Annotated in this window: 18 protein-coding genes; 7 read left to right on the top strand and 11 right to left on the bottom strand. The window is 66.2% G+C overall.

Annotated features, from left to right (window positions below):
• The first annotated feature begins 289 nt into the window (after positions 1-289).
• On the top strand, positions 290-5,026 hold the full coding sequence (gltB, locus tag QX070_RS08645) for a glutamate synthase large subunit (RefSeq protein WP_315736469.1): 4,737 nt from the start codon (positions 290-292) through the stop codon (positions 5,024-5,026).
• Between the two features lie 317 nt (positions 5,027-5,343).
• Positions 5,344-6,792 carry a glutamate synthase subunit beta gene (locus QX070_RS08640; RefSeq protein ID WP_315736468.1) on the top strand — a complete coding sequence of 483 codons (1,449 nt, stop codon included), beginning with the start codon at positions 5,344-5,346 and terminating at the stop codon, positions 6,790-6,792.
• A gap of 914 nt (positions 6,793-7,706) precedes the next feature.
• On the opposite strand, the gene QX070_RS08635 is transcribed toward QX070_RS08640, so the two are convergent.
• The 3 genes from QX070_RS08635 to QX070_RS08625 all read right to left on the bottom strand — a co-directional run bounded on the left by QX070_RS08635 (position 7,707) and on the right by QX070_RS08625 (position 9,709).
• Positions 7,707-8,522 carry an arylamine N-acetyltransferase family protein gene (locus QX070_RS08635; protein ID WP_315736467.1) on the bottom strand — a complete coding sequence of 272 codons (816 nt, stop codon included), beginning with the start codon at positions 8,520-8,522 and terminating at the stop codon, positions 7,707-7,709.
• A 14-nt stretch (positions 8,523-8,536) separates the two neighbouring features.
• Complete coding sequence (locus QX070_RS08630; protein ID WP_315736466.1) at positions 8,537-9,352, bottom strand: arylamine N-acetyltransferase; 816 nt, start codon at positions 9,350-9,352, stop codon at positions 8,537-8,539.
• Positions 9,353-9,439: 87 nt separating this feature from the next.
• Positions 9,440-9,709: a winged helix-turn-helix transcriptional regulator gene (locus tag QX070_RS08625; protein WP_315716709.1), complete on the bottom strand. Its 270-nt coding sequence runs from the start codon at positions 9,707-9,709 to the stop codon at positions 9,440-9,442.
• A 142-nt stretch (positions 9,710-9,851) separates the two neighbouring features.
• Between QX070_RS08625 and QX070_RS08620 the strand changes: the two genes are divergently transcribed.
• Positions 9,852-10,394, top strand: a complete 543-nt coding sequence (locus tag QX070_RS08620; protein ID WP_315736465.1) for a carboxymuconolactone decarboxylase family protein — start codon at positions 9,852-9,854, stop codon at positions 10,392-10,394.
• A gap of 51 nt (positions 10,395-10,445) precedes the next feature.
• Here QX070_RS08620 and QX070_RS08615 read toward each other — a convergent pair whose 3' ends face one another.
• Positions 10,446-11,447: a KpsF/GutQ family sugar-phosphate isomerase gene (locus tag QX070_RS08615; protein WP_315736464.1), complete on the bottom strand. Its 1,002-nt coding sequence runs from the start codon at positions 11,445-11,447 to the stop codon at positions 10,446-10,448.
• Between the two features lie 170 nt (positions 11,448-11,617).
• On the opposite strand from QX070_RS08615, the gene QX070_RS08610 reads away from it, so the two are divergent.
• A complete protein-coding gene (locus QX070_RS08610) occupies positions 11,618-13,336 on the top strand; it encodes an outer membrane beta-barrel protein (protein WP_409999157.1) in 1,719 nt (572 codons plus the stop codon).
• Between the two features lie 97 nt (positions 13,337-13,433).
• On the opposite strand, the gene QX070_RS08605 is transcribed toward QX070_RS08610, so the two are convergent.
• The 3 genes from QX070_RS08605 to hemH all read right to left on the bottom strand — a co-directional run bounded on the left by QX070_RS08605 (position 13,434) and on the right by hemH (position 16,158).
• Complete coding sequence (locus tag QX070_RS08605; RefSeq protein ID WP_315736462.1) at positions 13,434-13,880, bottom strand: NfeD family protein; 447 nt, start codon at positions 13,878-13,880, stop codon at positions 13,434-13,436.
• 17 nt (positions 13,881-13,897) lie between these two features.
• Positions 13,898-14,902, bottom strand: coding sequence for an SPFH domain-containing protein (locus tag QX070_RS08600; RefSeq protein WP_315716547.1), 1,005 nt, complete (start codon positions 14,900-14,902; stop codon positions 13,898-13,900).
• 203 nt (positions 14,903-15,105) lie between these two features.
• Positions 15,106-16,158, bottom strand: coding sequence for a ferrochelatase (gene hemH, locus QX070_RS08595; RefSeq protein ID WP_315736461.1), 1,053 nt, complete (start codon positions 16,156-16,158; stop codon positions 15,106-15,108).
• A 95-nt stretch (positions 16,159-16,253) separates the two neighbouring features.
• On the opposite strand from hemH, the gene QX070_RS08590 reads away from it, so the two are divergent.
• Together QX070_RS08590 and shc are read left to right on the top strand one after the other, a co-directional pair.
• A complete protein-coding gene (locus tag QX070_RS08590; protein ID WP_315736460.1) occupies positions 16,254-16,661 on the top strand; it encodes an MAPEG family protein in 408 nt (135 codons plus the stop codon).
• Between the two features lie 213 nt (positions 16,662-16,874).
• Positions 16,875-18,968: a squalene--hopene cyclase gene (shc, locus tag QX070_RS08585; RefSeq protein WP_315736459.1), complete on the top strand. Its 2,094-nt coding sequence runs from the start codon at positions 16,875-16,877 to the stop codon at positions 18,966-18,968.
• A gap of 99 nt (positions 18,969-19,067) precedes the next feature.
• Here shc and QX070_RS08580 read toward each other — a convergent pair whose 3' ends face one another.
• Both QX070_RS08580 and QX070_RS08575 read right to left on the bottom strand, forming a co-directional pair.
• Complete coding sequence (locus QX070_RS08580; protein ID WP_315736458.1) at positions 19,068-19,310, bottom strand: MBL fold metallo-hydrolase; 243 nt, start codon at positions 19,308-19,310, stop codon at positions 19,068-19,070.
• Positions 19,307-20,380 carry an NAD-dependent epimerase/dehydratase family protein gene (locus tag QX070_RS08575; RefSeq protein ID WP_315736457.1) on the bottom strand — a complete coding sequence of 358 codons (1,074 nt, stop codon included), beginning with the start codon at positions 20,378-20,380 and terminating at the stop codon, positions 19,307-19,309. The genes QX070_RS08580 and QX070_RS08575 overlap by 4 nt, the downstream gene beginning before the upstream one ends.
• Before the next feature lie 138 nt (positions 20,381-20,518).
• Between QX070_RS08575 and QX070_RS08570 the strand changes: the two genes are divergently transcribed.
• Positions 20,519-21,139 carry a TetR/AcrR family transcriptional regulator gene (locus QX070_RS08570; RefSeq protein ID WP_315736456.1) on the top strand — a complete coding sequence of 207 codons (621 nt, stop codon included), beginning with the start codon at positions 20,519-20,521 and terminating at the stop codon, positions 21,137-21,139.
• A 299-nt stretch (positions 21,140-21,438) separates the two neighbouring features.
• Here the strand turns inward: QX070_RS08570 and QX070_RS08565 are convergent, their stop codons facing one another.
• Positions 21,439-22,635, bottom strand: a complete 1,197-nt coding sequence (locus QX070_RS08565) for a nickel/cobalt transporter (protein ID WP_315736455.1) — start codon at positions 22,633-22,635, stop codon at positions 21,439-21,441.
• Positions 22,632-23,267: a DUF1007 family protein gene (locus QX070_RS08560; protein WP_315736454.1), complete on the bottom strand. Its 636-nt coding sequence runs from the start codon at positions 23,265-23,267 to the stop codon at positions 22,632-22,634. The genes QX070_RS08565 and QX070_RS08560 overlap by 4 nt, the downstream gene beginning before the upstream one ends.
• Position 23,268: the final 1 nt, after the last annotated feature.

Below are 23,268 nucleotides of genomic sequence, written 5' to 3'. Positions count from 1 at the left end.
AGTTTGGCATCTTGCGGTTTAGGACAGAAATGCTGTCTAAAATTTCGTTGCAAAGGTGACCGAGACTTTGCAATGATGTTACGGCGCCTGAGGGCGCTGCGACATGAACAGGCCGCGGTCGTCCAGCGGGGACATTGTCCCCCGGCGGTTGGCCTGAACTCTGCAAATGCGGCTCGCTGACAAGGACGAGCGTTGGCTCCGGAGAGGGGCCGCGCAGCGCCCGGGGTGCGCCGGACGGACTGTACCGGACTGTGGTGAAGGCCCTGACCAATAATTTATGGGGACGGATATGAGCGGATCGAAGGTCGAGCACGGAAAGTTGGGCGGCGCGGTGCTGGCTGTGGATACGCGTGAAAAACCGGCCGAGATCACCCGCGAGCTGCATACGTGGCGCCCGGAAGCCGAAGGTCTGTATGACCCGAGCCAGGAGAAGGATTCCTGCGGCGTCGGCTTCATCGCCAACATCAAGGGCCAGAAGTCGCATCAGATCGTCGCCGACGCGCTGAGCATCCTCTGCAACCTCGAGCACCGTGGCGCCGTCGGCGCCGACCCGCGCTTCGGCGACGGTGCCGGCATCCTGGTGCAGATCCCGCATGCCTTCTTCTCGCGCAAGGCAAAGGAGCTCGGCTTCACCTTGCCCGCCCCCGGCGAATACGCCATCGGCGCGCTGTTCATGCCGCGCGACGAGGCGTGGCGGAACGTCATCAAGAGCATCATCGCCGACCAGATTGAGGACGAAGGACTGGTGCTGCTCGGCTGGCGCGACGTGCCGACCGACAACTCCTCGCTGGGCGTGACGGTCAAGCCGACCGAGCCGCGCAGCATGCAGGTGTTCATCGGCCGCAACGGCGCCGCCAAGACCGAGGACGAGTTCGAGCGCAAGCTCTACATCCTCAGGAAGTCGATTTCGCAGGCGATCTATCAGCGCCGCGACCGCGGCATGTCGGGCTATTACCCGTGCTCGATGTCGTGCCGGACCGTGATCTACAAGGGCATGTTCCTGGCCGACCAGCTCGGCAAGTACTACGCCGACCTGCACGAGCCGGACTTCGAGAGCGCGCTGGCGCTGGTGCACCAGCGCTTCTCGACCAACACCTTCCCGACCTGGTCGCTGGCGCATCCGTATCGGATGATCGCGCACAATGGCGAGATCAACACCCTGCGCGGCAACGTCAACTGGATGGCGGCGCGGCAGGCCTCGGTGTCATCGGAGCTGTTCGGCAAGGACATCAGCCGGCTCTGGCCGATCTCCTATGAAGGCCAGTCCGATACCGCCTGCTTCGACAACGCGCTCGAATTCCTGGTGCAGGGCGGCTACTCGCTGCCGCACGCGGTCATGATGATGATCCCCGAGGCGTGGGCCGGAAATCCCTTGATGAGCGAGGAGCGGCGTTCATTCTACGAATATCACGCCGCGCTGATGGAGCCGTGGGACGGCCCCGCCGCGATCGCCTTCACCGACGGCCGCCAGATCGGCGCCACGCTCGACCGCAACGGCCTGCGGCCGGCGCGCTATCTCGTCACCAAGGACGACCGCATCGTGATGGCGTCCGAAATGGGCGTGCTCAAGATTCCTGAGGACCAGATCGTCACCAAGTGGCGGCTGCAGCCGGGCAAGATGCTGCTGGTCGACCTCGAGCAGGGCCGCCTGATCCCGGACGATGAGATCAAGGCGCAGCTCGCCGCCAGCCATCCCTACCAGGAATGGCTCACGCGCACGCAGATCCAGGTCGAGAAGCTGCCGGATGCGCCGACCACGGGCGCGCGCACCAACCTGCCGCTCTTGGACCGGCAGCAGGCATTCGGCTACAGCCAGGAAGACATCGCGATCCTGATGACGCCGATGGCGGCGACCGGCGAGGAGGCCACGGGCTCGATGGGCAACGACACGCCGATCTCGGCGCTGTCGGACAAGCCGAAGCTGCTGTTCACCTACTTCAAGCAGAACTTCGCCCAGGTCACCAATCCGCCGATCGACCCGATCCGCGAGGAGCTGGTGATGAGCCTGGTGTCGATCATCGGCCCGCGGCCCAACCTGTTCGACCTCGAAGGCGTCGCCTCGACCAAGCGGCTCGAGGTGCATCAGCCGATCCTGACCGATGCGGACCTCGAGAAGATCCGCTCGATCTCGGAGGTGTCCGACAGCCACTTCGTCTCGCGCACGCTCGACACCACCTTCGATGCGAGCCTGGGCGCCGCCGGCTTCGAGCAGATGCTCGACGATCTCTGCGGCCGCGCCGAAGCCGCGGTGCGCGAGGGCGTCAACATCATCATCCTGTCCGACCGCATGGTCTCGGCCGACCGGATTCCGATCCCGTCGCTGCTCGCCTGCGCCGCCGTGCATCATCACCTGATCCGCACCGGCCTGCGCACGTCGGTGGGTCTCGTGGTGGAGTCGGGCGAGCCGCGCGAGGTGCATCACTTCGCCTGTCTAGCCGGCTACGGCGCCGAGGCGATCAATCCTTATCTCGCCTTCGAGACCATCATCGCGCTCAAGGACAAGCTGCCGGGCGCGCTAAGCGACTACGAGGTCGTCAAGCGCTACATCAAGTCGATCGGCAAGGGCCTGCTCAAGGTCATGTCGAAGATGGGCATCTCGACCTACCAGTCCTATTGCGGCGCGCAGATCTTCGACGCGGTCGGACTGAAGGCCGAGTTCGTGCAGAAGTTCTTCTACGGCACCCACACCCGCATCGAAGGCGTCGGCCTGCCGGAGATCGCCGAGGAGACCACGCGCCGTCATCGCGACGCGTTCGGCGACGCGCTGGTCTACAAGACCGCGCTCGACGTCGGCGGCGAATATGCCTTCCGCACCCGCGGCGAGGACCACGCCTGGACCGCGGAATCGGTCGCGACGCTGCAGCATGCGGTGCGCGGCAATTCCAGGGAGCGCTACCAGGCGTTCGCCAGGCTGCTCAACGAGCAGTCTGAGCGGCTGCTGACCCTGCGCGGCCTATTCCGCATCAAGTCGGCCGAGGACGACAAGCGCAAGCCGGTGCCGCTCGACGAAGTCGAGCCAGCCAAGGAGATCGTCAAGCGCTTCGCCACGGGCGCGATGTCGTTCGGCTCGATCTCGCGCGAGGCCCACACCACGCTCGCGATCGCCATGAACCGGATCGGCGGCAAGTCGAACACCGGCGAAGGCGGCGAAGAAGCCGACCGCTTCAAGCCGCTGCCCAACGGCGATTCCATGCGCTCGGCGATCAAGCAGGTCGCCTCGGGCCGGTTCGGCGTGACGACGGAATATCTCGTCAACTCCGACATGATGCAGATCAAGATGGCGCAGGGTGCCAAGCCGGGCGAAGGCGGCCAGTTGCCCGGCCACAAGGTCGACGCGACCATCGCCAAGGTGCGCCACTCGACGCCGGGTGTCGGCCTGATCTCGCCGCCGCCGCATCACGACATCTACTCGATCGAGGATCTCGCGCAGCTGATCTACGACCTGAAGAACGTCAACCCCGACGGCCAGGTCTCGGTCAAGCTGGTGTCCGAAGTCGGCGTCGGCACCGTCGCCGCCGGCGTCGCCAAGGCGCGCGCCGACCATGTGACGATCGCGGGCTTCGAGGGCGGCACCGGTGCATCTCCCCTCACCTCGATCAAGCATGCCGGCTCGCCGTGGGAGATCGGCCTTGCCGAAACGCACCAGACTTTGGTGCGCGAGCGGCTGCGCAGCCGCATCGTGGTCCAGGTCGACGGCGGCTTCCGCACCGGACGTGACGTCGTCATCGGCGCTCTGCTCGGCGCCGACGAATTCGGCTTCGCCACCGCCCCCTTGATCGCGGCCGGCTGCATCATGATGCGCAAGTGCCACCTCAACACCTGCCCGGTCGGCGTCGCCACCCAGGACCCGGTGCTGCGCAAGCGCTTCACCGGCCAGCCCGAGCACGTCATCAACTTCTTCTTCTTCGTCGCCGAGGAAGTCCGCGAGATCATGGCCGCGCTCGGCTACCGCTCGTTCAACGAGATGGTCGGCCAGACCCAGATGCTCGACCAGTCCAGGCTGGTGGCGCATTGGAAGGCCAAGGGCCTCGACTTCTCCAAGCTGTTCGTCAAGCAGAAGGAGGCGCCGGGCCAGAAGATCCATCACGCCGAGGCGCAGGACCATCACCTCGAGGCCGTGCTCGACCGCAAGCTGATCGAGCAGGCCAAACCCGCGCTCGACCGTGGCGCGCCGGTCAAGATCGAGGCCGAGATCAACAACACCGACCGTTCGGCGGGCGCGATGCTCTCGGGCGCGGTGGCGAAGATCTACGGCCATGCCGGCCTGCCGCAGGACACCATCCATGTCAGCCTGAAGGGCACCGCAGGCCAGGCCTTCGGCGCCTGGCTCGCCCAAGGCGTCACCTTCGAGCTCGAAGGCGAAGGCAACGACTACGTCGGCAAGGGCCTGTCGGGCGGCCGCATCATCGTCAAGCCGCCGCGCAACTCGGGCATCGTGCCGGAGGAGTCGATCATCGTCGGCAACACCGTGATGTACGGCGCGATCTCCGGCGAGTGCTTCTTCCGCGGCATCGCCGGCGAGCGCTTCGCGGTTCGCAACTCCGGCGCGGTCGCCGTGGTCGAGGGCGCGGGTGATCATTGCTGCGAATACATGACCGGCGGCATCGTCGTCGTGCTCGGCAAGACCGGGCGCAACTTCGCGGCCGGCATGTCCGGCGGTGTCGCCTATGTGCTCGACGAGGCCGGCGACTTCGACAAGCACTGCAACATGGCGATGGTCGAGCTGGAGCCGGTGCTGTCCGAGGAGATGATCGCCGAGGACACCTATCACCAGATGGGCGACCTCGAGGCGCATGGCCGGGTCGACGTGTTCAAGAACCTGCTGGCCTCCGATGTGGAGCGGCTGCACGTCCTGATCTCGCGCCATGCCAAGGCGACGGGCTCCAAGCGCGCCGCCGACATCCTGGCGAACTGGAAGGACTACGCGCCGAAGTTCCGCAAGGTCATGCCGGTGGAATATCGCCGTGCCCTGAAGGAGCTCGCGGCCAACGCCGACGCCGAGCCGAAGATCGCGATCGGGGCTTGATGTCGCTCCTCATGGTGAGGAGGCGCGTAGCGCCGTCTCGAACCATGAGGCCAACAGCGGGGCCTCGCCCTTCGAGACGCGGCGCAAGCGCCGCTCCTCAGGGTGAGGAGAAGCGGGAAGCAAATTCCTCATGGTGAGGAGGTGCGAAGCACCGTCTCGAACCATGAGGCCGAGGTCGAGGCCTCACCCTTCGAGACGCGGCGAAGGCGCCGCTCCTCAGGGTGAGGGGAAGCACAGAGGAAATTCCTCACGGTGAGGAGGTGCGAAAGCAACCGTCTCGAACCATGAGGCCCGAGCAGTCAGGGACGTCGTAGGTCATGGGCAAGGTCACAGGTTTTCTCGAAATCGAGCGGCACGATCGCAAGTACGCGCCGGTTGCCGAGCGGCTGAAGCATTTCCAGGAATTCGTGGTGCCGCTCTCCGAGAAGGAGCTGCGCGACCAGGCGGCGCGCTGCATGAACTGCGGCATTCCCTATTGCCACGGCACCGGCTCGGCCGCGCCGGGCACCACGGGCTGTCCGGTCAACAACCAGATCCCGGACTGGAATGACCTGATCTACAACGGCAATTGGGAAGAGGCCGCGCGCAACCTGCACTCGACCAACAACTTCCCGGAGTTCACGGGCCGGATCTGCCCGGCTCCGTGCGAGGCGTCGTGCACGCTGAACATCGACGACAATCCGGTGACCATCAAGACGATCGAATGCGCCATCGTCGACAAGGCCTTCGAGCAGGGCTGGATCAAGCCCGAGCCGGCGGCCGTGAAGACCGGCAAGAAGGTCGCGATCGTCGGCGCCGGTCCCGCTGGTCTCGCCTGTGCGCAGCAGCTCGCCCGCGCCGGTCACGACGTCCACGTCTATGAGAAGAACGCCAAGGCCGGCGGCCTGCTGCGCTACGGCATTCCCGACTTCAAGATGGAGAAGGGCATCATCGATCGCCGCATCGGACAGATGGAAGGCGAAGGCGTCACCTTCCACTATGGCGTCAATGTCGGTGGCAAGGATGGCCTCGATGCCAAGACGCTCTTGAAGGACTATGACGCCGTCGCGCTGACCGGCGGCGCAGAAGCTCCGCGCGACCTGCCGATCCCAGGCCGCGACCTCGCCGGCATCCACTACGCGATGGACTTCCTGCCGCAGCAGAACCGCCGCGTCGGCAACGAGAAGGTCGAAGGCGACGACATCCTCGCCGCCGGCAAGCATGTCGTCGTGATCGGCGGCGGCGACACCGGCAGCGACTGCATCGGCACCTCGCTGCGCCAGGGCGCGCTTTCGGTCACCCAGCTCGAGATCATGCCGGCGCCGCCGGAGCGCGAGGACAAGGCGCTGACCTGGCCGAACTGGCCGCTGAAGATGCGGACCTCGTCGAGCCAGGCGGAAGGCGCCGTGCGCGAGTTCGCGGTGCTGACTCAGAAGTTCGAGGGCGAGAACGGCGCCGTCAAGAAGCTGCATTGCGTGCGCGTCGATGCGCAGTTCAAGCCGATCCCGGGCACCGAGTTCGTGCTCGATGCGGAGCTCGTCCTGCTCGCGATGGGCTTCGTGCATCCGGTGCACGAGGGCCTGCTCAAGAGCCTCGGCGTCGACCTCGACCCGCGCGGCAACGTCAAGGCCAACCTGACCGACTACCAGACCTCGCTGCCGAAGGTCTTCTCCGCCGGCGACATGCGCCGCGGCCAGTCGCTGGTGGTGTGGGCGATCCGCGAGGGCCGCCTGTGTGCGCAGGCGGTCGACAAGTTCCTGATGGGCAAGACCGAGCTGCCGCGCTAGCGGCGGCCGATCAAGCGCGTTAGTTGGATGCGACCCGCTTAGTTGGACTCATCTGCAGCCGCACCGTCGGTGCGCTCCCCTCCCCCTTGCGGGGAGGGGTCGGGGGTGGGGGTCTCCAGACGCTGAATTTCGTTGCGTTCGCCAGCGCGTCAAATGCGCTTGATGCGGTTGCAGCTCTCGCCGGACGCTCTTCGTCCACCCCCCCTCCCGTCATTGCGAGGAGCGAAGCGACGCAGCAATCCAGGACCTAGGAAATGACTCTGGATTTCTTGGCTCGCAATAACGCGGTGGCACCCGCCCGCGGACCTATCGCTCAGCTTTCATATAGAGCGCGACTCGCGGACCCCCACCCCCTCCCCGCAAGGGGGAGGGGAGTTCACCGCCTTCGGTGTGAGTAGCAGACTCCAACTCGCTAACAGAAAAAGGGGTGGGGGCTTCGTCGACATGAGTCGCCGCTCGGCCTGAAGTGGCAGGTCAGGCCGTGGCCGCATGATCGATCGGATGAGCGTCGAAGCGTCAGGGTCGACGTTTCAACCGTGAAGCCCCCACCCGTCCTGGCCGTCAGGCCAGCTCGGATGAGCCGCGTCGCGCGGCTCTGATGTCAGGAAGGGTGAGGCCGTGTGCGGCGGTGACAGTCCTGCTCCGACGTCCGCGGCAGGATTAATCGCGTCGCGTGCATCACGATGTCAGTCATGCTGGGCGATCCCCCTTGTTCGACGGCCGGACGCCGCGAGCCCCCTTGGGTTCCCGCAACCTAAGAGTGCGACTCTTAAGATAAGCCCAATGCGGACGCCGGCATTCCCTTCAAATGCCGCGCAACACGCGGAAAAGTTTCGTATCGACTGTTGCCAGCTCGATCGATTGCGAAGCACGTTCGAGAATCGAACATCATCCACGACACGGTCGTCCGGAGATCAGCTCGACGTCCGCGCCCAGATGTCTTCGATTGGCACGGGAGGCGTCACACGGAAGATGTCGTCGATGAGCCGGCCGAGCTCGTCGGCGCTCTCGATGATCCGCTCCTCGATCACGTCTCCGTCGCGCGCCTGCCGCTGATAGCGGCGGCTGACCAGCTTGTGACGCACGCCGGGCTCGACACGCTCCATCATCAGCGTATGCGTGGCCGGCACGTTCGGGCTGGTCGACGTATACCAGCTGCCGAGCACATAATCGGCATGGATCTGCGGCACGAGGTCGAACGCATACATCATGCGCCAGCCCGTCGGCTGCTTCGCGCTGACCGTATAGAGCCCGTCCCACGTGCCGATGCGAAACGTTCCCATCGGCGTCTGCTGCTCGGGGCCAACTTCGAGACGAATGGGCGCATCCATCATGCAGATGCCGAAGCCGACATCGACGAGATGCGGATAGCCGTCGACCTTGACCATCAGCATCATGTGCTGGCGCGGCCCGAGCGGATCGGTCGGCGCCGAGCGCCAGCGCACGCGCCCCGTCAGGCCGCTGACCTCAAAGCCGACCGCTTCCAGCACCGCCTGGAACAGCACGTTCTGCTCGAAGCAGTAGCCGCCGCGGCGGCCGAGCACGAGCTTCTGTTGCACCGACGGCAGGTCGACATGGACGGGACGGCCCATTAGCGGATCGAGCGCCTCGAACGGCAGCGCGTCGACATGCGCGGCCTGCAGCGCTGCGAGCGTCGACAGGTCGGGCGCGAGCGGCTCGCGATGGTCGATGCGGGCGAGATAGGAATCCAGTTGAAGCTCACCGGCCATCGTCATGCCTTCCGTCAGCTCTCGATGCGCTTCCAGATCACATCGACGGGCACCGGAAGCGTGACGCCGAACACCTCCTCGATGACGCTGCGCAGCGCATCGGGCGTTTCGATGATCCGTTCGCTCCGCACCTCGCCATCACGCGCCTCGATGACCAGGCGGCGATTAACCAGCTTGTAGCGCGCCTCACGCGTCAACCGCTCCAGGATCAGCATCGAGGTGAACGGCGTCAACGGGCTGGTCGAGGTGTACCAATTGCCGAGCACGTAGTCGGCGTGGATCTGCGGCGCGAGGTCGAAGACGTACATCGTGCGCCAGCCAGCGGGCTGCTTCGCCGCGAGCCAATAGAGCCCATCGGAGAGCGTCAGGCGGAACGTGCCCATCGCAGTCGGCTGCTCGACGTCGGGCACCATCTGCAACGGCGTATCGAGCAGGCAGGAGCCGAAACCGACATCGGCGAGATGAGGCCCCTCCGGCAGGTCCACCTTCAGCATCATGTGCGTGCGCGGCGTCAGCGGCGCGTCGGCATCGAGCCGCCAGCGCACCCGCGCCGAGAGCGGCGTCACCGCAAAGCCGATCGCCTCCAGCGCCGCCTTCAGCAGCGCGTTCTGCTCGAAACAATAGCCGCCGCGGCGGCCGTCGACGATCTTGGCCTGCACCGACGCGAGATCGATGTTCACGGGACGGCCGAGCAGCGGATCCAGGCCCTCGAACGCGATCGCATCGACATGCGCCGCCTGCAATCCGGCAAGCGTTTCGAGCGTCGGCGCCAGCGGCCCGCGATAGCCGATGCGCACGAGATATTTATCCAGATCGAATGCGCCCGGCATCGGCTCTGCTCCCTGTCTCGGGCGAGCCCATAGCACGACGCCGCCGTGCCCGGCCAGACCGGGACCGCGCACGTGCCCAAGCTCGGCTCATCCCGTCTGCCGGCTCCAGCGCTCGGCAAAACGATGCAGCGGCAGGAAGGTCTCCAACAGCTCGCGCCCCAGTGGCGTCAGCTCGTAGCCGCTGTCGCCCAGCACGATGAAGCCCGCCTCGCGCAGCTCGTCCAGCCGCGCCTGCAACACGGTCGGCGAGGCCTCGTCGCAGGCCGCGCGCAGCGCCCGGGAGGTCAGGGCGTCGTCGCGCAGCTCCCAGACGATGCGCAGGCACCAGCGCCGGCCCAACAGATCGAGCAGCGCCATGACCGGCCGGCCCGAGCGCGAGCCGCGCACCCGGCGCGGTTGAACGTCTTTCGGCACGAAAACTCTCCAACAGCTTGCCAAGCGCTACGGAAAGCGTAGCATGCTGCTACAGTAAATGTAGCGCCGCACAGGAGGAACCGCCATGCCCCGGATCGCCCCGCTGCAGCCGCCCTACCCGGCCGACATCCAGGCGCAATTCGACCAGATCATGCGCGGGGCGCCGCCCTTGATGCTGTTCCGGGTGATGGCCGGCCATGCGCGCGCCTGGACCAAATTTCGCGGCGGCAGCCTGCTCGACCGCGGCCCGCTGTCCCTGCGTCAGCGCGAAATCGTCATCGATCGGACCTGCGCGCTGAATGCGTGCGAGTACGAATGGGGGGTGCACGTCCGCATCTTCGGCTCAGACGCCGGCCTGACGGCGCAGCAGATCGACGCCACCGTGAATGCACCGGCCGACGCGGCGTGCTGGTCGGCCCCCGAACAAGCCCTGATCGCTGCGGTCGATGCCTTGCACCAGCGGTCGACCCTGAGCGAGGACGAATTCACCCGCCTCCGCCTGCATCACGATGAGGATCAGGTGCTGGAAATCATCCTGCTGTGCGGCTTCTATCGCACCGTGTCGTATGTCGCGAACGCACTGCAGCTGCCGCTGGAGGCCGATGCGGCACGATTCAACGCAGGCTGACCGGTCTTCCCAAGCGCGCGGCAGCCGGGCGCCCGGAAACGACGCTTCGAGCTAGGCCACCCCTGCCCGCAGCAGATCATGCATGTGCAGGATGCCGACCGGCTTGGCGCCGTCGGTGACGATCAGCGTGGTGATCTTGGCGGAGTTCAGGATCTCCAGCGCCTCGGAGGCCAGCGCCTCGCGGCGGACGGTGCGCGGGTTCGCGGTCATGATCTCCTCGACCGATGCGGACAACAGATCGGCACGCATCTTCCGCCGGAGGTCGCCGTCGGTGATGATGCCGGCGACGTGGCCGCGAGCATCGACGATGACGACGCAGCCGAGTCCCTTGGCCGACATCTCGGCCAGCGCATCCGGCATGCCCGTGCCCAGCGGCTTCAGCGGCACCGCGTCGCCCGAGCGCATCAGGTCCGAGATGTGCTTGAGCATGGCGCCGAGCTTGCCGCCCGGATGGAAATTGGCGAATTCGAGCGCGGTGAAGCCGCGGCCTTCCAACAGCGCGATCGCGAGCGCATCGCCGATCGCCGCCTGCATCAGCGTCGAGGTGGTCGGCGCCAGATTGTGCGGACAGGCCTCGCGCGCCTTCGGCAGCTCCAGCACGATGCGCGCCGCCTGCCCCAGCGACGATTGCGCATTGGAGGTGATCGCGATCAGCGGGATGGCGAAGCGCTTGGTGTAGTTGACCAGCGTCTTCATCTCCGGCTGCTCGCCGGACCACGACAGCGCGATGACGACGTCGTCGGAGGTGATCATGCCGAGATCGCCATGGCCGGCCTCGGCGGAATGGACGAAGAAGGCGGGCGTTCCGGTCGAGGCGAGGGTCGCGGCCATCTTGCGGGCGACGTGGCCGGACTTGCCGAGACCGGTGAGGATCGCCCGGCCCTTGGCCTGGCGGATCAGCTCGACGGCGGCGGCGAAGGCCGGCCCCAGAGGACCGCGCAGTGCAGCGGAGATCGCGGCAATGCCATTGCTGCCGGCGTCGAGCGTGCGCAGCGCCGACTGGATATCTGCGTTTGCGGGAGCGGCTTCGGGCAACGGCTTCGATCTCGGCATGCGGACTTCCAGGGCTGAACAGTCAGGCGCCGCTCTTTAGCATGGGTAAGGCAGCAAGGCGCCATCAACAGCCCATTAACCATATTTGTTTTTACTCCCTTAACGAGGCGGTTTGCCGGCGGCGCGGGTGTCCCGACGACGCAATTGATTTTGTTGGAGTATTTTTCATCGTGGGATGGAGGCCTGACAGCGGCCGCGCAGGACGCGCGATAAGGCGCGCGATGTGGCGCGGCGCCTCCGCCGCATGCCTGCTGCTCCGCGCGCTCGGCCCCGATGCGGCCCATTCCCAGACCATCGACGCGTTCCGGCCGGTGCGCGACGGCTTCCTCGCCCCGCAGGACTCCCCGCTGCGGCGGACCGTGGTCAGCGGCCTGACCGATGCCGTACCGACGCCAGGGCTGCCCGCGACGCCTGCGCCGACCAGCTCGGCCGCACGACGAAATCTGGTTCCCCTGCCCGGTGTGCCCGCGGCGAGCGGCGCTGCCGAATTCGGCTATGATTCGCTGAACCGCAATCGGAAGAAGCCGAAATACTATCCCGCCCAGGCGCGGCCCAAGCCGCCGCCAGGCCCCGGCACGCGACCTTCCGGCGAGCTGACCGGGCAGTTGCGTCCGACCTTGCCGCCGTCGGCCACAGCCAACAGGCAGCCGGTCCCGGCCGCCATGGCGGGCACGGTGCCCGGCCAGCCGCCGCGCAAGCGGCTCAAGATCGACGACGACCCGTTCGGCGCAGTCGGCGATTACGCCGGCCCGTTCCTGATCAAGGGCGCGGTGGAGCTCTCGGCCGGGTATGACAGCAACCCGGCCCGCCTCGCCAGGCCGCGCGGCATGCCGGCTTGGATGATCGCGCCGGAATTTTTGGCGGTGTCGAACTGGGAGCGTCACGCCCTCGTCGCCGACCTGCGGGGCTCCTTCACCGGCTATGGCAGCACCCTGCCGGCTATCATGGATGGCGGCATCAATTCGGCGCCGACCACGCTCGACCGCCCCGACTTCACCGGCCATGTCGACGGCCGCCTCGACGTCAGCCGCGACACCTCGGTCGGCGCCCAGCTGCGGCTGCGTGCCGCGACCGACAATCCCGGCAGTCCCAGCGTGCAGGCCGGATTGGCGCGCTATCCGGTCTACACCACGCGCGGCACCACCGTCGGCATCGACCAGCGCTTCAACCGACTGCAGATTTCGGCGGGCGCCACCGCCGACCGCACCAGCTATCAGCAGAGCAAGCTGACCGACGGCACGATGACGTCGAACGACGACCGCAACTACAACCAGTTCGGCGGCATCGGCCGGGTGTCCTACGAGGTCATGCCCGGCCTGAAGCCGTTCGCGGAGGTGCAGGGCGACAGCCGCGTGCACGACCAGCGGGTCGACCGTTCGGGCTATCAGCGCGACTCCTCGGGCGGCTACGCCAAGGCCGGCACCTCGTTCGAGTTCACCCGGCTTGTGACCGGCGAGGTCTCGATGGGCTATGCCACGCGCAGCTATGTCGACCCACGGCTGAACCGGTTGCAGGGCTTCCTCACCACGGCCTCGCTGGTGTGGTCGGCGACGCCGCTGACCACCGCGCGCTTTCTCTCCGACACGCAGCTCGCAGAGACCACGGTGGCCGGCGCCTCCGGCGTGCTGGTGCGCACCTACACGGTGCAGGTCGACCACGATTTCCGCCGCTGGCTGACCGGCATCGGCAAGTTCAGCCTCGGCACGCTCGACTATCAGGGCTACGGCCGCAGCGACCGCACCTATTCGGCCGAGGGCAACCTCGTCTACAAGATGTCGCGGAACGTCTGGGTCAAGGGCACGCTGCGCTACGACAAGCTGGATTCGAACATCACCGGCGCCGGTTCTTCCGGCACGGTCGTGATGCTGGGCGTGCGGTTGCAGAACTGAGCCCTGCTCTCACCGGCGTCATTGCGAGGAGCGAAGCGACGAAGCAATCCAGGGCTTTGGAAACGACTCCGGATTGCTTCGCTCGTTGCCCGCAGGACTACGCCGCGGCCACCGTGAGCTGGGCGCCGTCGGCCTGCACGATGCGGACGCGGCTGCCGGCCGGCGTATCCGGGCCGGCGACGCGCCACACCGTGTCGTCGATGCGGACGGTGCCATTGCCGCCGACGATCGGCTTCTCCAAGGTGAACTCGCGGCCGACCAGCGCCGCCGAGCGGCGGTTGAGGAACGGATTGTCCTGCGACGGCGCCGCACTCGCCCGCGCGAAGCGCCGCCACAGCGGCACGGCGGCGATCGAAAACAGCGCGAACAGCAGGATCTGCAGTTGCCATCCCGGCGCAAACGCAAACGACAGCAGCCCGACCAGCAGGGCGGCGAGGCCGAGCCAGAACAGGAAGATGCCCGGCGCGAGCAGCTCCAGCGCCATCAGGATGATGCCGAAGATCAGCCAGTTCCAGGTGCCGAGCGTCACGAACATGTCGCTCATCAGTGTCCTCCCCTGCGTCAAGCCTGCGGCGGCGTCGGCGGTTTCGGCGCCGTCCCCGCTGACGGCACCGAGCCGCCGCGGCGCGCGGCTGCCACGGCCGAAGCCGCGCTCTCGCCGAACGTCGCCTTGGCGATCTCACCGATGCCGGCGAGCGAGGCCAGCATGCCCGTTGCCTCCAGCGGCAGCATGATCACCTTCTGGTTCGGCGAGTCGGCGAGCTGGCCGAACGCCTTGATGTATTTGTCGGCGATGAAGTAGTTGAGCGCGGCGACGTCGCCCTTGGAGATCGCGTCCGACACCATCTGCGTCGCCTTGGCCTCGGCCTCCGCGGCGCGCTCGCGCGCCTGGGCATCGAGGAAGGCCGACTCGCGGCGGCCCTCGGCCTGCAGGATCTGGCTCTGCTTGGCGCCCTCCGCGCGCAGGATCTCCGACTGCCGCTGGCCCTCGGCCTGCAGGATGTCGGCGCGCTTGACGCGCTCGGCCTTCATCTGCCGGCCCATCGCCTCGACCAGGTCGGCCGGCGGCACGATGTCCTTGATCTCGATGCGGTTGACCTTGAGGCCCCACGGCGACACCGCGGCGTCGACGACGCGCAGCAGCCGCTCGTTGATCTCGTCGCGATGCGACAGCACCTGGTCGAGATCCATCGCGCCCATCACCGAGCGGATGTTGGTCATGGTCAGCGTGACGATCGCCTGGTTGAGGTTCGACACCTCGTAGCTCGCCTTGGCGGCGTCGAACACCTGGTAGAAGGCGACGCCGTCGACCGTCACGGTGGCGTTGTCCTTGGTGATGACCTCCTGCTCGGGGATGTCGATCACCTGCTCCATCATGTTGATCTTGCGCCCGATGCGATCGAAGAAGGGCACGATGATGTTGAGGCCCGGCGACAAGGTGCGGGTGTATTTGCCGAACCGCTCGACGGTCCAGTCGAACCCCTGTGGCACGGTCTTCACGCCGGAATACAGCGTGAAGATGACCAGCAGCACCAGCGCTATGGCGAAAATGTCGAAACCGCTCATGGATCCTCCAAGGGAGGAGACGGTCGTCCCCTCACCAGCCTCTGCAGCCATCACAATCTAGGGATTACTGCATGATTTTGTCGGGGATCCGCTAGGGGCGGTTCAGGAAAGTATTTTCGAGGCGCGGACGGTCGTCCGACTTGCGCCGGCGGGCGGCTCACCTAGCGGGCCGGCAATACCGCCGACGGCTCAGAGCCAGCCCTTTACAACCAGCCCTGCAGCTCGCGCAGCACCAGCTGCCGCAGCACCTCCATGCCGGGCGCGCTGTCGTTCAGGCACGGCACGGCGGAGAATTCCTCGCCGCCATTGTGCTTGAAGATCTCGCAATTCTCGCCGGAGATCTCCTCCAGCGTCTCCAGGCAGTCGGCGGAGAAGCCCGGCATCACCACGGCGATGCGCTTGACGCCGTCCTTGGCGAGCTTCTCGATGGTCTTGTCGGTATAAGGTTGCAGCCACTCCGAGAAGCCGAAGCGCGACTGGAAGGTCAGCAGCAGCTTGGTGTCGTCCATGCCGAGCCGGCTGCGCAGCAGCTCGGTGGTGGCGACGCACTGCTCGCGATAGGGATCGCCCTTGTCGACATATTCCTTGGGCATGCCGTGGAACGAGGCCACGATCAGCTCGGGCTTGTACGCCAGCGTCTTCAGATGATCCTCGATCGAGACCGCCAGCGCCTCGATGTAGAAGTCGTCGTTGTAATAAGGCGGCGTCACCCTCAGCGTCGGCTGCGCGCGCAGCTCGGTCAGCACGCGGAACGCCTCGTCGCACACGGTCGCCGAGGTCGCGGCTGAATATTGCGGATAGAGCGGTACCACCAGGATGCGGTCGCAGCCCTTGGCCATGAGAGCATCGACGCCGGCCTTGATCGACGGATTGCCGTAGCGCATCGCCCAGTCGACGATGACGTGGCTGCGATCGGCGATGCTGGCGGCGAGCTTCTCGCTCTGCGCGCGCGTGATCGTCTTCAGCGGCGATTCGTTCTTCTCGGTGTTCCAGATCGACTGGTAGTCTTTCGCCTTCTTGCGCGGCCGGACATTGAGGATGATCCCGTTGAGGATGATCTTCCACAACAGGCCCTGGTCCTCGATGACGCGGCGGTCGGACAGGAACTCCTTCAGATACACCCGCACGCCGGCGGCGTCCGCCGTATCCGGCGTCCCGAGATTGACCAGCAGCACGCCGACGCGTGACGTGCTCGCGGCCGGCAACGGCCTGACGTCGACAGGCCTGGCATTGTCCAGAGAGATGGCGGCGGTCATGATGCCCGTGACTGCTGAAGGGCGTGGCTTGGCGGCTTGTTTCGACATTGTCAAGATAAGGGCCATTTCACCGATGTCATCGGGCTGGAGGAGCCATGACGATTGCCGAATTGTGCATTTTCGCTAGCGTGATGCTCTACCTCTTAACGATCCTGCCGGCGAAATGGATCAGCGTCGACGGTGCCGGGCGCTATGACAACGCCCGGCCGCGAGATCCCGCCTTCTATGCCGGCGGCATCCGCGAGCGGGCGCTGGGCGCCCATCAGAACGGCATCGAGGCGTTCCCGTTCTTTGCCGCGGCGGTGCTGCTGGCCGAGTTCCGCGGCGCGCCGCAGAACTTGATCAACGAGCTGTCGGTGCTGTTCGTGATCGTGCGCACCGCCTATGTGCTGACTTACGTCGGCAACCGGCCGTCGCTGCGCTCGATCCTGTGGGCGATCGGGTTTCTGATCACCGTCGCGATCTTCTTCCTGCCCCTGCTGCGCCAATACCTGCCGGTTTGAGTGGGCCGGTTTCCGGACGTGAGACGCGTCACATCTCCGTGCTCGCCGGGATGCTAACCACAACGGCTATGGGGACTCCGTCTGTACGCCTTTCGTTTCTCCTTTGATCCGATCCGCTGCGGCCAGTTGATTGGATTTGACGGCGAAATTCCCTATAGGGCGGAGTGAATTCGACTGCCGCAGCGGCACTGTGAGGCCGCCAGAGGGATCGTGATGACTTTGACCAGCTCGGCCCCCGCGCGCGCGCCGCGCGACCCGGGAAATTACCAGACCGCCCTGCAATCGACGGTGCGGGCGGCAGCGGACTGGCTGATCGCCAACCAGAAGCCCGACGGTCATTGGGTCGGCCGCGCCGAATCCAACGCCTGCATGGAGGCGCAATGGTGCCTGGCGCTGTGGTTCATGGGGCTCGAGGAGCATCCGCTGCGCAAGCGCCTGGGCCAGTCGCTGCTCGACAGCCAGCGCCCGGACGGCGCCTGGCAGGTCTATTTCGGCGCCCCCAATGGTGACATCAACGCGACCGTCGAGGCCTATGCCGCGCTGCGCTCGCTCGGCTTCCGCGACGACGAGCCGCCGGTGCGCCGCGCCCGCGAATGGATCGAGGCCAAGGGGGGCTTGCGCAACATTCGCGTGTTCACGCGCTATTGGCTGGCGCTGATCGGCGAATGGCCGTGGGAGAATACCCCCAACATCCCGCCCGAGGTGATCTGGTTTCCGCTCTGGTTTCCGTTCTCGATCTACAACTTCGCGCAATGGGCGCGCGCAACCCTGATGCCGATCGCGGTGCTGTCGGCGCGGCGGCCGAGCCGGCCGCTGCCGCCCGAGAATCGGCTGGACGCGCTGTTTCCGCATGGGCGCAACGCGTTCGACTACGAGCTGCCGGTCAAGGCCAATGCCGGCGGCTGGGACAGGTTCTTCCGCGGCGCCGACAAGGTGCTGCATGCCCTGCAGAACCTCGGCAACAAGCTCAATCTCGGCCTGTTCCGCCCGGCGGCGACCAGCCGCGTGCTGGAATGGATGATCCGCCACCAGGATTTCGACGGCGCCTGGGGCGGCATCCAGCCGCCCTGGATCTACGGCCTGATGGCGCTCTACGCCGAGGGCTATCCGCTCAACCACCCCGTTCTCGCCAAGGGCCTCGATGCCCTGAACGATCCCGGCTGGCGGGTCGATGTCGGCGACGCCACCTACATCCAGGCCACCAACAGCCCGGTGTGGGACACGATCCTGACCCTGCTCGCCTTCGACGATGCCGGCGTGCTCGGCGATTACCCCGAGGCCGTCGACAAGGCGGTCGACTGGGTGCTCGACCGCCAGGTCCGCATGCCCGGCGACTGGTCGATGAAGCTGCCGCACGTCAAGCCGGGCGGCTGGGCGTTCGAATACGCCAACAACTATTATCCCGACACGGACGACACCGCCGTGGCGCTGATCGCGTTGGCGCCGCTGCGCCGTGATCCGAAGTGGCAGGCCAAGGGCATCGACGAGGCGATTCAGCTCGGCGTCGACTGGCTGATCGGCATGCAGAGCGAGGGCGGCGGCTGGGGCGCCTTCGACAAGGACAACAACCAGCAGATCCTGACCAGGATTCCGTTCTGCGACTATGGCGAGGCGCTCGATCCGCCGTCGGTCGACGTCACCGCCCATATCGTCGAGGCCTTCGGCAAGCTTGGCATCTCGCGCAATCATCCCGCCATGGTGCGCGCGCTCGACTACATCCGACGGGAGCAGGAGCCGAGCGGCCCGTGGTTCGGCCGCTGGGGCGTGAACTACGTCTACGGCACCGGCGCAGTGCTGCCGGCGCTGGCGGCGATCGGCGAGGACATGACGCAGCCCTATATCGGCCGCGCCTGCGACTGGCTGGTCACAAATCAGCAGGCCGATGGCGGCTGGGGCGAGAGCTGCGCCTCCTACATGGACATCAGCGCGGTCGGCCGCGGCACCACCACGGCGTCGCAGACCGCCTGGGCGCTGATGGCGCTGCTCGCCGTCAACCGCCCTGAGGACAAGGAGGCGATCGAGCGCGGCTGCACCTGGCTGGTCGAGCGCCAGTCGGCCGGCACCTGGGACGAGCCGGAATTCACCGGCACCGGCTTCCCCGGCTACGGCGTCGGCCAGACCATCAAGCTGACCGATCCCACTTTGCAGGAGCGGCTGATGCAGGGCCCTGAGCTGTCCCGCGCCTTCATGCTTCGCTACGGCATGTACCGCCACTACTTCCCGCTGATGGCGCTGGGACGCGCGCTGCGGCCGCAGGGGCATGGTAACACTGCAGCTACGCCTTCGCCGCCGTCCCGGCCTCGTTGACGATGGAGCCTGGCATGAGCGTTACGAACGATCGTGCCAGCCCGGCGCGTCGAAGTGCTGAAGCCAATTCTCTGGGAGATTCATCGTAACCTTCGTCGGTCAGACGAACGTACCCCAGTGATGACCAACCGCTTGCCGCGCGCCGCACAGCCGGAACGCTTCGACCGCCTCGGCCGGGTTCATGTGTTGGTCTTTCATGAACCAGCGCGGCGCGTAGGCGCCCACGGGCAGCAACGCCAACCGCAACTGCGGATGCGCCCAGGCCACCTCTCTGAAGGTGCTTCCGTCACCGAAGCCCGTGTCGCCTGCGAAGTAGATAGCCCCACCCGGCGCCTCAATCATACAGAGACGACGCTCGCGCGACGTTCGCCCCGATGGGCGGACGAACTGGCGAGCTTGGACTCAGGCTGCCGCATCGCGGCCAACCCTTCGTCCATGGCGATCCGGGGCGCATAGCCAAGCTCGGTCTGAGCCTTGCGGGTGCTGATAGTGAACGGCTTGCCGATAAGGCGTAACATCTGGCGCGTGATCGGCGGCTCGCCCTTGAGGCGCAGTACACGCCACGCTGCACCCATGAGGCCGGCCATGGTCCAGGCTATTCCGAAACGAACGGACTTGTCCGCAGCGATTGTCCCGCGAGTGGCAAGCAGAGACGAGATGAAGCTTTTCAAGGTGCTCTGCTCGGTATCGGCGATGAAATACGCTTCACCCCCCCGGCCCCGATCTGCGGCGAGAATCAGCGCGTCGCACAAGTTATCGACATGGCAGCTCGACATGGCCTGCGTGCCGCCAGCGACCCACTGCCACCGGCCTGCGTTCACGGTCTCTACCATGTGATCGAGAGTTGGCATTTTGCCTCCCCAGATAAATGGCGGCCGCAGCGCGATGGTCTCCAGGCCGGGACGCATGCCGTTAGCTGCCAGCAACACGCGCTCGCCTTCGGCCTTCGAAGATCCGTAGGGCGAGAAGGCACGGACCTGCAGCGGCAGGCTCTCGTCGACATTCAACATCGGTTCGGGATCGCCCATGACCACGGCCGCAGCGCTCACCGCAACCAGGCGGCGCACACTGGCCGTCGCTGCGGCCGCGTTCACGACGGCGCGCGTGCCCTCGACGTTGATCCGGTCGAAAATCTCCTGGTCACCCCAAAGCTTGAAGTGCGCGGCGACATGAAACACGACCTCGCATCCTGTCATCGCCTTTCGCAACGCTTGTTCGTCGTTGAGTTCGCCGCGTACGGGCGTTGCTCCGAGTGTCTTGACTTGCGCCTCGCTCTCCGCGCTTCGGGCCAGCGCCCGCACCTGCCATCCCCCCACGAGGAGATGCGTAATCAGGCGGCCGCCAACAAAGCCGGAGCCACCAGTCACGAGAGCGACGCGGTGCTGGTCGGATGGCGTGGCGGGAGCAGTCATGGCGAACCTCCTTGAGCTGGATGACCCAACCTTGTGGCCGCCCCGTTCAAAAGTCAACGAACATATTTCATATTATGTTCGTTTGCATGAACCGGAGAGTTCTAGTATCCTTTCTGAACGATGGAATCGAAGACATCCATGCCCGCAACCCCTTCTCCTACCGAGGAAACTTCGTTTCGGGCGCAGATCCTCGACACCGCGCGCGCCCAAGTGCGCCGCCATGGTGAGGCCAAGACCAACGTGGTCGACATCGCCCGCGCTCTCGGCACTTCGCACACGACGATCTATCGCCACTTCCGCTCCAAGGCTGACATTTTCGATGCCCTGGTCGTCGAGGCGATGCGTGATGAGGAGGAGATGGCAAGCCGCTTCGTCGAGGCGGAAGGACCTTTCGCGGAGCGTCTGGAGGGCATGGTGCTCGCGCTGCATGCCCGCAAGCGGGAGCGGTTCACTGCGGATGCCGAGGTTTACGGCCTATACCGCCGAATTGTGGAAGAGCGGCCGGAGATCATCGCCGCTTACTCACGAGCAATGACTGCTCTTATCGCCCGCATTCTGGCTGATGCAAAGAAGCGCGGCGAGATTCGAGTTGATGATATCGAGGCTGCCGCGGGCGTTGTGCGCGACGCAGTCACCGTGTTTGTCCACCCCGCTCATGTGGCAGCCGCCGTCGCGGCCAATCTGCCAAGCGAAAAAATGGCCCGCAACGTCGTGCGCACGCTTTGCGCCGGCTTCCGCGCCGGAGCCGAATTGACCTGAAGCAGACCTTCGCGCGGGGCGTGTGTCAAACAGACGCTGGCTTCTATCGCCTTTGACAATGCCGAGGTGGGCCTCATCTGCCCTGGGGACTACCTCCAATCGCCTATCAAACCCCGCGGCGGAAGGTATGGGTCCCAAGTCGACGCCACCACCGCGCTATCGCGCGCTCGTGGCTCGCCCGGGACGACACAATTGTTGCTGCGCGATCGCGGCCAACCTTCACCGCTGTCATGCCTCGCGCAAGCGAGGCATCCCGCACGCAGTGACCAACGCGTGGCCAGGAGCGGAGCCCGCGCCGCTCAGAAGCAGGTCGTGCGTTCCGCCGCGATGTAGCCCAGCAACAAGCCCGCGCCGAACAGCAGCACCAGACCGGCGGCACCGAATTCGAGGCCGCGCATGATCAGTGCGCCGCCGCCCTCGCGGCCGGCACTGAGCCGCCGCGCGACGTCCTTGGCAGCGACGGCGAGCACCGCGATGGTCGCGACCGTCACGGCGGTGCCGAGCCCCATCACGAACGTCGCGGCGACGCCGGCCCAGAACAGGCCCTGCGCCAGCGCGAACACCAGCACCAGGATCGCGCCCGAGCACGGCCGGATGCCGGCGGCGAAGATCGCCTGGAAGCCGCGCTGCCAGCCGCCGGGTCCCGCGAGCTCGCTCGGCGCGGGCCCGTGGGAATGGCCGCAACCGCAATCATCGCCGTGAACGTGATCGTGGTGGACGTGATCGTGAGCGGCGTGACCATGCGCCGCCGCAACATGGGCGTGCGAATGATCGTGGTGATGATGATCGTGGCCGTGGTGGTCGTGACCATGATGGTGATCATGACCGTGATGATCATGATGAGGCGCGCGATGCTGGTGATCATGCGCATGACCATGATCATGGGTCGACGGCGCCACCGCGGCCGCGGGCGCACCGGCCAGCGCCAGAGCCGGCGCCGCCGGCTGCCAGGTGCGCAGGAACGCCGCGCCCTTGACCCAGACCAGGCGCGCGCCGAGCAGCGCGATCAGCCCGTAGCTCGCGATCTCCACCACTTTCTCGGCGCTGCACATGGTGGCCGCGGTGGCATTGAGCACCACGGCGCCGATGCCGACGATGGCAACCGCAACCAGCGCCTGCATCAGGCCCGAGGCGAACGACAGCACGATGCCGCGCTTCGCGGTCTCCTGGTTGGCGACGAGATAGGACGCAATCACCGCCTTGCCGTGGCCGGGCCCCGCCGCATGGAAGATGCCGTAGGCGAAGGAGATCGCGAGCAGCCACCACACCGCCGAGCCGTCTTCCTTGGCCGCGCGGATCGCCCCCGACATCTGGCGGTAGAACTCCGACTGCTTGGCGAGCAGCCAGCCGACGATGCCGCCGACCTGTGGCTCGGCCGGTGCGCCGAACGGCGGCTTGGCGAGCAGCGCATGCGAGGCGGCGTCGGCGGCGACGAGTGCTGCGAGGATCGCAACGCAGGTCAGGAGCGGTCGAGCGGAGCTGGGGCGAGGCGTCATGGACATTCCACTGAGATCTTGTTGGCGAAGTTCATTCCGAAATTGGCGTTCGCCCCGCCGCTCAGGAATGTCTGTTCGTTCATGGTCTGCGCGACGGATCCGCCGTCGCTCGGTCTCACCAGGCCGAACTTGCAGCCCGAGGGAGCGCTGACCAGCGTGACGGGATCCTTCTCCGCCATCTGGAAATCGATGAAATAGCTGGGATCGTAGACCTCGACCTGGAGCTGCTTCGTCTTCACCGGCGCCTTCAGCGGCAGGGTGAAGTGCAGGGTCAGCTTGGTGTCCTTGTATTCGAGATAGTAGTCGACGGGGTCCTCGAGCTTCTGCTTGCGCCCGTCGGCCTTGAGGAAGGTGAAGTAGGCATATTCCTTCAGCGACTCGGCGTTGGTCTGCGCCAGCGGCGCCAGCTCCTCGCGGGTGTAGACGCCCTTCTGCTTGGTCTCGAGGCCCTGCAGCGCGTAGGTCGCGAACATGTCGTCGAAGGTCCAGGCGTGGCGCACGCCGGTCACCGAGCCATCGGCCGCATAGAGCAGCTCGCTGCTCGCGGTGACCCAGACATGCGGGTGGGCGCTCGCCGCGCTCGCGCCGAATACGAGCGTCAGCGCAGCGAGGACGAACCGGACCAGTGCCATC

The sequence above is a fragment of the Bradyrhizobium sp. SZCCHNR1093 genome (assembly GCF_032381175.1).
Classification (GTDB): Bacteria; Pseudomonadota; Alphaproteobacteria; order Rhizobiales; family Xanthobacteraceae; genus Bradyrhizobium.
This window is presented reverse-complemented; position numbering and strand designations above follow the sequence as displayed.

Bases quoted from the DNA above. Each gene is read 5' to 3' on its own strand.
- QX070_RS08625 (WP_315716709.1), bottom strand. From the start codon at position 9,709: ATGGCGCTGCTCGATCTGTTGGGCCGGCGCTGGTGCCTGCGCATCGTC.
- QX070_RS08575 (WP_315736457.1), bottom strand. From the start codon at position 20,380: ATGACTGCTCCCGCCACGCCATCCGACCAGCACCGCGTCGCTCTCGTG.
- QX070_RS08580 (WP_315736458.1), bottom strand. From the start codon at position 19,310: ATGATTGAGGCGCCGGGTGGGGCTATCTACTTCGCAGGCGACACGGGC.
- hemH (WP_315736461.1), bottom strand. From the start codon at position 16,158: ATGACCGCCGCCATCTCTCTGGACAATGCCAGGCCTGTCGACGTCAGG.
- QX070_RS08600 (WP_315716547.1), bottom strand. From the start codon at position 14,902: ATGAGCGGTTTCGACATTTTCGCCATAGCGCTGGTGCTGCTGGTCATC.
- QX070_RS08570 (WP_315736456.1), top strand. From the start codon at position 20,519: ATGCCCGCAACCCCTTCTCCTACCGAGGAAACTTCGTTTCGGGCGCAG.
- QX070_RS08635 (WP_315736467.1), bottom strand. From the start codon at position 8,522: ATGGCCGGTGAGCTTCAACTGGATTCCTATCTCGCCCGCATCGACCAT.
- QX070_RS08605 (WP_315736462.1), bottom strand. From the start codon at position 13,880: ATGAGCGACATGTTCGTGACGCTCGGCACCTGGAACTGGCTGATCTTC.
- QX070_RS08620 (WP_315736465.1), top strand. From the start codon at position 9,852: ATGCCCCGGATCGCCCCGCTGCAGCCGCCCTACCCGGCCGACATCCAG.
- shc (WP_315736459.1), top strand. From the start codon at position 16,875: ATGACTTTGACCAGCTCGGCCCCCGCGCGCGCGCCGCGCGACCCGGGA.
- QX070_RS08560 (WP_315736454.1), bottom strand. From the start codon at position 23,267: ATGGCACTGGTCCGGTTCGTCCTCGCTGCGCTGACGCTCGTATTCGGC.
- gltB (WP_315736469.1), top strand. From the start codon at position 290: ATGAGCGGATCGAAGGTCGAGCACGGAAAGTTGGGCGGCGCGGTGCTG.
- QX070_RS08640 (WP_315736468.1), top strand. From the start codon at position 5,344: ATGGGCAAGGTCACAGGTTTTCTCGAAATCGAGCGGCACGATCGCAAG.
- QX070_RS08565 (WP_315736455.1), bottom strand. From the start codon at position 22,635: ATGACGCCTCGCCCCAGCTCCGCTCGACCGCTCCTGACCTGCGTTGCG.
- QX070_RS08590 (WP_315736460.1), top strand. From the start codon at position 16,254: ATGACGATTGCCGAATTGTGCATTTTCGCTAGCGTGATGCTCTACCTC.
- QX070_RS08630 (WP_315736466.1), bottom strand. From the start codon at position 9,352: ATGCCGGGCGCATTCGATCTGGATAAATATCTCGTGCGCATCGGCTAT.
- QX070_RS08615 (WP_315736464.1), bottom strand. From the start codon at position 11,447: ATGCCGAGATCGAAGCCGTTGCCCGAAGCCGCTCCCGCAAACGCAGAT.